Source organism: Pirellulales bacterium (assembly GCA_036490175.1).
Lineage (GTDB): Bacteria > Planctomycetota > Planctomycetia > Pirellulales > JACPPG01 > JACPPG01.
On record DASXEJ010000047.1, the window covers coordinates 1 to 6,648 of the forward strand.

Annotated in this window: 4 protein-coding genes and 1 rRNA gene; 3 read left to right on the plus strand and 2 right to left on the minus strand. The window is 60.1% G+C overall.

Annotation, left to right across the window (positions count from 1 at the left end; translation table 11 throughout):
• A 16S ribosomal RNA gene (locus tag VGG64_03525) occupies positions 1–790 on the minus strand; the annotation flags it as partial.
• An 818-nt stretch (positions 791–1,608) separates the two neighbouring features.
• Between VGG64_03525 and VGG64_03530 the strand changes: the two genes are divergently transcribed.
• Positions 1,609–2,493 carry a response regulator gene (locus VGG64_03530; protein HEY1598644.1) on the plus strand — a complete coding sequence of 295 codons (885 nt, stop codon included), beginning with the start codon at positions 1,609–1,611 and terminating at the stop codon, positions 2,491–2,493.
• Here VGG64_03530 and VGG64_03535 read toward each other — a convergent pair.
• Complete coding sequence (locus tag VGG64_03535) at positions 2,490–3,668, minus strand: trypsin-like peptidase domain-containing protein (protein HEY1598645.1); 1,179 nt, start codon at positions 3,666–3,668, stop codon at positions 2,490–2,492. The two genes, VGG64_03530 and VGG64_03535, sit on opposite strands and share 4 nt — an antisense overlap.
• A 443-nt stretch (positions 3,669–4,111) precedes the next feature.
• Here VGG64_03535 and VGG64_03540 point away from each other — a divergent pair, with 443 nt between their 5' ends.
• Positions 4,112–5,110, plus strand: coding sequence for a hypothetical protein (locus tag VGG64_03540; protein HEY1598646.1), 999 nt, complete (start codon positions 4,112–4,114; stop codon positions 5,108–5,110).
• Positions 5,111–5,567: 457 nt separating this feature from the next.
• On the plus strand, positions 5,568–6,648 hold a 1,081-nt coding region (locus VGG64_03545; GenBank protein ID HEY1598647.1), incomplete at its 3' end, for a hypothetical protein.

Sequence of the window (6,648 nt, forward strand, 5' to 3'; positions counted from 1 at the left end):
ACGGCTAGGACTACCGGGGTATCTAATCCCGTTCGCTACCCTAGCTTTCGTGCCTCAGCGTCAGAAGAGACCCAGTGAGTCGCTTTCGCCACTGGTGTTCCTTAGGATATCAACGCATTTCACCGCTCCACCCTAAGTTCCACTCACCTCTATCTCCCTCAAGCAATACAGTTTTGAGCGCTGTTCCTCGGTTGAGCCGAGGGATTTCACACCCAACTTGTACCGCCGCCTACGCACCCTTTAAGCCCAGTGATTCCGAATAACGTTTGTACGGTTCGTCTTACCGCGGCTGCTGGCACGAACTTAGCCCGTACTTCCTCTGAGGCTATGTCAAACATAGAAGAGTACCCCTATGCATTTCATCCCCTCTGACAGTGGTTTACAACCCGAAGGCCTTCATCCCACACGCGGCGTCGCTCGGTCAGGCTTGCGCCCATTGCCGAAGATCCTCGACTGCAGCCACCCGTAGGTGTCTGGGCAGTGTCTCAGTCCCAGTGAGCCGGGTCGTGCTCTCACACCCGGTACCCATCATTGCCTTGGTAGGCCATTACCCCACCAACTAGCTAATAGGACGCGGTCTCATCCTCAGGCGGAATCACACCTTTGATCCGGAGATGTTATCCAGTATTACCTGCAGTTTCCCGCAGCTATCCTGGGCCTGAGGGCAGATGAACCACGTGTTCCTCTCCCTTACGCCGCTTTCCACCCCTTGCGGGGCTTCACGCTCGACTTGCATGCCTAATCCACGCCGCCAACGTTCATTCTGAGCCAGGATCAAACCCTTCAATTGTTGTCTTCTTAAACCGGACGAGTCCTCCACGCCATGAGAGCTTTCGCCTTCACGCCGCAGTGACCCGACCGGAGTAGTTAACGTACCTCAAACGGTCTGATTAAATTGCGCTTGGAACGCCCCTGTTACAGGACGCACTCCAAGCATCAGTCACAGTCTTGTGCTGGCTGAAAAATTAACTTGGGATCACTACCAAATTGTCAAAGAGCAAACTTCCCTTGGTGACACTAACTCGTCGTTAGTGCCCCCCAGGGATCGTGCATTCTACTGCTACGTCGTCCTCTGTCAAGCGGTTCATAAAATCGTTTTCTGCCAGACAGTTAGGACCGCTCGTCCCCCATAAAACGCGGAACTCCGCGGCACCCTAAGGTCGTGAAATCTCGCCCGAACTCACCAGCTTCACGCGCCATCAGCAGAGACGCATGCGATGCGCTGCCGACAATTGATTCGCGGGCGATCCTGCCTCGCGAAATCAAGCGCGATCGCGATGTTCCAATCCACCCAAACCATGCTGTCGACATGAACGAATCGCTCGCATTTCCCCTACATGGTGGTGCGCCATCCCAAAGTCCCCTGTGTAGTACGGCGATTGATCGCATTTTCAACGCGACGGGCTGGCGGGAAAACAGGGTCGCGAGGGGTCGATCTACCGCGACCGATCTCCCCAGGAAAACAGAGCGTTGGATGGCGAAATCGCCTGCGCAGCGTTGCCGGCGCAGGCCGCCAAAGGATCAATAGACTTTTTCCGGCGAATCTGGTTAGACTTGGCGCTCGTCGTGTATCGCTGCGGAAATCTCAGGGGGCCCAGGATCGACCATATGTCGAAAGTTCTCATCGTCGACGACGAACCGCAATACGGGGTGTATCTCAGCGATTGGCTGACCCGCGAAGGTTACGAAGTTAAAACCGCCACCACGGCCGAAGACGCGATCGATTTTGGCACGCACTGGCTTCCCAGCGTGCTCGTCGCTGATTGGATGCTCACCAGTTCGCTCGACGGGTTGCAGGTGTCTCAGGCCGTTCGCGCGGCCAATCCGGACCTGCAAACCATTCTGATCACCGGCTACCCATCTCAAGAGCTGAAAGCCCGCGCTGAAGAAGCCAATGTTTTTTCGTTTATCGAAAAGCCATTCTCGTTGACCGAGGTGGCCGGCGCGGTACGGCGCGCCGCCAATATTAGCCGTGCACTTTTTACCGGCCATGTGCTGCTTGTTTCGCCGTCTCCCACCGTCAGCCAACTTGCCCGCGATGGCTTGCGGTGTGCTGGATACACGGCCCACGTGGCTGCAAATGCGCCGGATGCCGTGCGTTTGTTACATGACAGCCCGGATGTCGCGATCGCAATTCTCGATTGCATTGCTCCGGATATCGACTTGGGTATCCTGGCGGAAGAACTGCGTGGCTTGCGGCCAAACCTGATGGTGATCGGCAGCAGCGAGGCGGATGACGGCCAGCAATTCCTCGAACTAGGGATCGATCGATTCCTGCCCCGGTTCTGGGATGTCGACGACCTGCACGCGGTTTTGGTCCAGCCGATCGTGGAATGCACAGAGTGCGGTCTGCCACTCCCGCTTCGGCGGCCCTTGCCCGGCGAGGAGGGCTGCAGCTGGGAGTGCCGCATGTGCGGGGCTAGATACCAGGGCGTAATGCTAGAGGACGCCCCCTCAACGGTGCAACGCAACGTGCGGGCCGCGCAGTCCTAACGCGAATCTTGGGATTCCAGGAGCTGCAACCGCGCTGTGACTTCGTGCCCTTGGCGAAGCACCGTGATCATGACCGCGTCGCCGGGTTGCTTGCTTTCGACGGCCGTCAGAAACTGATCGGCGGTGGAAATCTGCACACCGTCCACGGCGATAACTACATCCGCCGCGGCACGATCGATTTGTTGCGAATCGTAGACAAACGGCCCCTGACGGCGCCGCTCGCGACGAACCTGGGGCCCGCGTAGCCCAGCCAATTCGGCCGGCCCCCCCGGGACCAGTCCCGCGATCAATAGACCGTGCTCGGTCTCATAAACGCGCGTGATCCCGACTTCCGGTCGTACGACACGTCGTTTCTCGATCAATTGCGGCACGAACAGCGAGATCGTGCTGGCCGGGATGGCAAAGCCGACGCCCGTGCTCTGGCCCGTCTTACTGGCGATTGCCGTATTCATGCCGATCAGGCGTCCGTGGCTGTCGAGCAGGGGGCCGCCCGAATTGCCGGGATTTATGGCCGCATCGATTTGAATGATCGACCGCAAACGCAGGTGATTGCGAATGGGCAGCGTCCGATTCAGGCTGGAAACGATCCCCGTTGTGAGCGTGCGCTCCAGGCCGAACGGGTTGCCGATGGCAAAGACGCGTTGCCCCACTTTGAGCTGCGTGGAGTCGCCAATCACAACCGGAAAAAGCATGTCGGCAGTGGCCTCGATTTTCAGCACACACAGGTCGCTGCTGGGATCCGCCCCGACCAACTTGGCAGGGAACGAGCGGCCATTGAATAACGAGACCTCGATCGCGTCAGCCCCCTCAACGACGTGATAGTTGGTCAAAATGTGCCCCGATTTATCGAGCACGGAACCGGAGCCCATGCCCTCGGTAGGGATTTCGAGAATGAAGAGGGCCTCGGTGCGGGCCTTGGTGTTGATGTTCACCACGCTGTGATTGACGTTCTCGTAGACGGCCACATTGACGCGCTCGTCCGGAGTGAAATCCTGCGTGCCGGCCGGCAAACGGGTGGGGGCGCCGATTCCAGCGGCAGTTGCCGGGCCTGGCAATTGGCCGGCCGCTGGTTCCTGGGCGCCCAGGCGCGAAACGGAATCGCCGTCACTCACGTACAGCGCGAGTAAACCGCCTAGAAGTCCCGAGGCGACGCAACAGATCGCATAGCCCTTCATAGAACCGCCCATCCGAGCAATGTGCTGAGAAATGCCTTGTCGATCGAAGTTGGCTCGGCGGTAACGATAGGTAATTCCCCTTTTTAGGGCGAGATCAGCTGCCCGTTGCCTCGGCGTGTGAGGGGCATTTTCGGCGCGTGGGGCGTGGTGTTTACGGGGCTTGAGAGATCGCCTGTGCGCAGTCGTTGTCGGTTGCACGTTCCCAAGCGGCACAGTCGGCATTTCTCGTCCGCATGCGCGCATCTGTGACCACACGCAAACTCAAAGCGCATAACCCATTTGCATGCCGCTTGCCTAATGCCCCCAGCCTGTGATCTCCGATACGTCTAGCGAACTTCATTTTCTGCACACAAGGCGACGGCAGCGGATTTCTCCCCCCGAGTGCAGACCGCTGCATCGCTTTTAGCGCCTCTTTCAAAAATTGGATGACTGGAGAATCACGCATGCGTCGCTCCAGAGTTGGTTTGCTGTGGTTTTTCGGTAGCTTTGCGACATTGATGTCGGCTGTTGGCTTTGCCGACGGCGGGCATCAGCACCCGTGTAAGCCTGCCGACATGTATCGCTTGGATCTGGACAACGCCGCGGATGCGTGCAGTTTCAATTACGACGATCGACGGCGGACAACGCCCGCTGCCGAGGTCGCGGCTGTCGAGACGTCGCTCGCACCGGCAACGGCCTCGCTTGCGGAGCTTCCTGGGTCGGATGGCTGGATCGTGTGGCCCCTCTCAGGGTCCCCCCTGGCGGTGATCCTGTACGTCGACGACGAGACCGCTTGCCAACTCTCTTGCTGGAACGGCCAGGACGAATCGAATCGTACCGAGCCCGCCGACGTGCTCGAATTGGCCGCTGCCCTGAGCGGCTGCATCGTCGGCCCCTGGATCGATCAACAGGAAATCGTAGCCAGTCAAGATGTATGGGCCGGCGACTGCGATGATTATCGCTGCGGCGACCGGGGCGAGTTTCGCTGCTGCGAGGAGGACGATTATCGTTGCGGTCTTGCGCCGACCCCCATCGGCGTCGACAATGTCCCCGCGGATGACCTGTGCGCTGACGACGAAGTCCTGTTCCAGGCTGCGGCGGCCTGTGCCGGTGTACCGTCCCAGTTGCTTTGGCAGCAAGCGATCGAACGATCTGCGCGCTGCGAGTTTGCCTGGTCCGGTTGCAACGATTTTGTCGACGGCTCGGTGGCCGGCTGGCTCGACCAGCGTGCATTGCTCAAAAGCGCCGAAGCATGGCGTGCGATCGGTCGGGCCGCCTGGAACGTCGTTGACGAAATGATCCAGCAGCGCGACGAGGTGCTGAGCGCGACGTCTCGCGGGCTTGTCGGCTGGCTGCAATCAACGCTGGAAAACGCCCAGCGCCCAGCCCGTGCGCTCTCCTCCGAGCCAAGCGAGACATGGCCCAATCTGGGACGTGCTCATGGATCGCTGTTGTCGCTGTAATCATTCGGTCGAGGGGTCAGGCCTCGCCCGAATGATTTGTGAAAGACCGTCTGGCGGGACCGAACTGGGGCGCGTCCTACGGTTGAGCATGTCGTGTTGGGCAAAACGGCGACTTGCGGGGCGCGCCGGTTCAAGCTGGGGGACGAGGCGCTGCTGGGGAAGCTGGCCCGCCTGGAAGTCCGGCGTTTGGGGCAGAATGCCAGTAGGCGAGCGATTTCTGCGCGGACCAACAAGATGGTTCGTACGCTATCTCTGAAATGCTCCCCGGTCGGCCCTGCCTGGACTGCGAAAACACCTCGGTTCTCGCCGAATTTCTGTTGGCATAAGTCCTGGTAGTTGAATAGACTAGTTGTGTACTACGAGGGCCATTTCTGGCCGCTCGTCGCGCGTAGTTAGGCAGCCGTCACGGAACACGGAGGCCCCCAGGTCTGCGCAGCGCCTTTGGGGAGTTTCAATCATGCCGCCAATCGTCCGCACATTCTGTCTTGGTTCGACCGCGATTGCCCTGGTCTGTGCGAGTGCCCTCGGCGCCTCGGGAGCAGAACCGGCGAAGAACCCGGCGCGACTCGACACATTCGCGAAGGATGGCGAGTCCTTCTTCGCCCTAAGCCTGTCACCCACAATTCCGAAACCGGCGGCCAAGCCGCGCGATGTGGTGATCCTGTTCGATACGTCGGCCAGTCAGGCGGGCGCGTATCGCGACAAAGCATTGGCGGCACTGGAATCGACTTTGGCGGCGCTGGCTCCGACAGATCGGGTGCGGTTGTTCGCCGTCGACTTGAATGCCATTCCGTTGATGGAGAAGTTCTCTGCCGCAGGTGCCCCCGAAACACGCCAGGCGCTGACGGCGCTGCGCGGCCGCATGCCGCTGGGCGCTACGGATATGGCGGGCGTGCTGGCCGCCACCGGCGATTGCTTCGCCGCAGGTCAAGACGCAACGCGCGGACACGCCGCGCTGTATATCGGTGACGGCATGAGCACAGCGAACCTTTTGCAAAGCGATGCGGCGCGTCCGCTGTTCGATCGATTGGTGGCCGAGCATGTGCCCATGAGCAGCTATGCGGTGGGACCGCGGGTCGATAGTTCGCTGCTTGCCTGCCTGGCGAATCAGACTGGTGGCGTGATGGCCGTCGATGGCGAGAATCTCACAGGCGCGCAGGTCGGCAACTGGCTGGCTGCCGCCGTGCAAGCGCCGGTCGTGTGGCCGCAAGGCGTGCAACTTCCGGCTGGCTTGAGCAGCGTGTCGGGCGATCAGGCGATTCCGTTGCGTTTCGATCGCGACACGATTCTGGTCGGCAAAGGTCAATTGGCCGAGTCGGCCGAGATCAAGATGAATGCCCTGGCGGAAGGCAAGAATCAACAACTCTCTTGGCAGCTGGCTCCTGCCGCGCCGAACTCGGATTACGCATTTCTCGAAACACTGGTGGAATCCGCCAGCCATGACGGTGGGCTCAGCCTGCCGACGCTTGGCAGCCAAGGGTTGACCGAGGCGCGGCGCATGATGCAGGACGACGCCCAGGGGCTCAATCGTTTGAGTC

Excerpts from the sequence above, each read along its gene's own strand:
- VGG64_03530 (HEY1598644.1), top strand. The coding sequence starts at position 1,609 with ATGTCGAAAGTTCTCATCGTCGACGACGAACCGCAATACGGGGTGTAT.
- VGG64_03535 (HEY1598645.1), bottom strand. The coding sequence starts at position 3,668 with ATGAAGGGCTATGCGATCTGTTGCGTCGCCTCGGGACTTCTAGGCGGT.
- VGG64_03540 (HEY1598646.1), top strand. The coding sequence starts at position 4,112 with ATGCGTCGCTCCAGAGTTGGTTTGCTGTGGTTTTTCGGTAGCTTTGCG.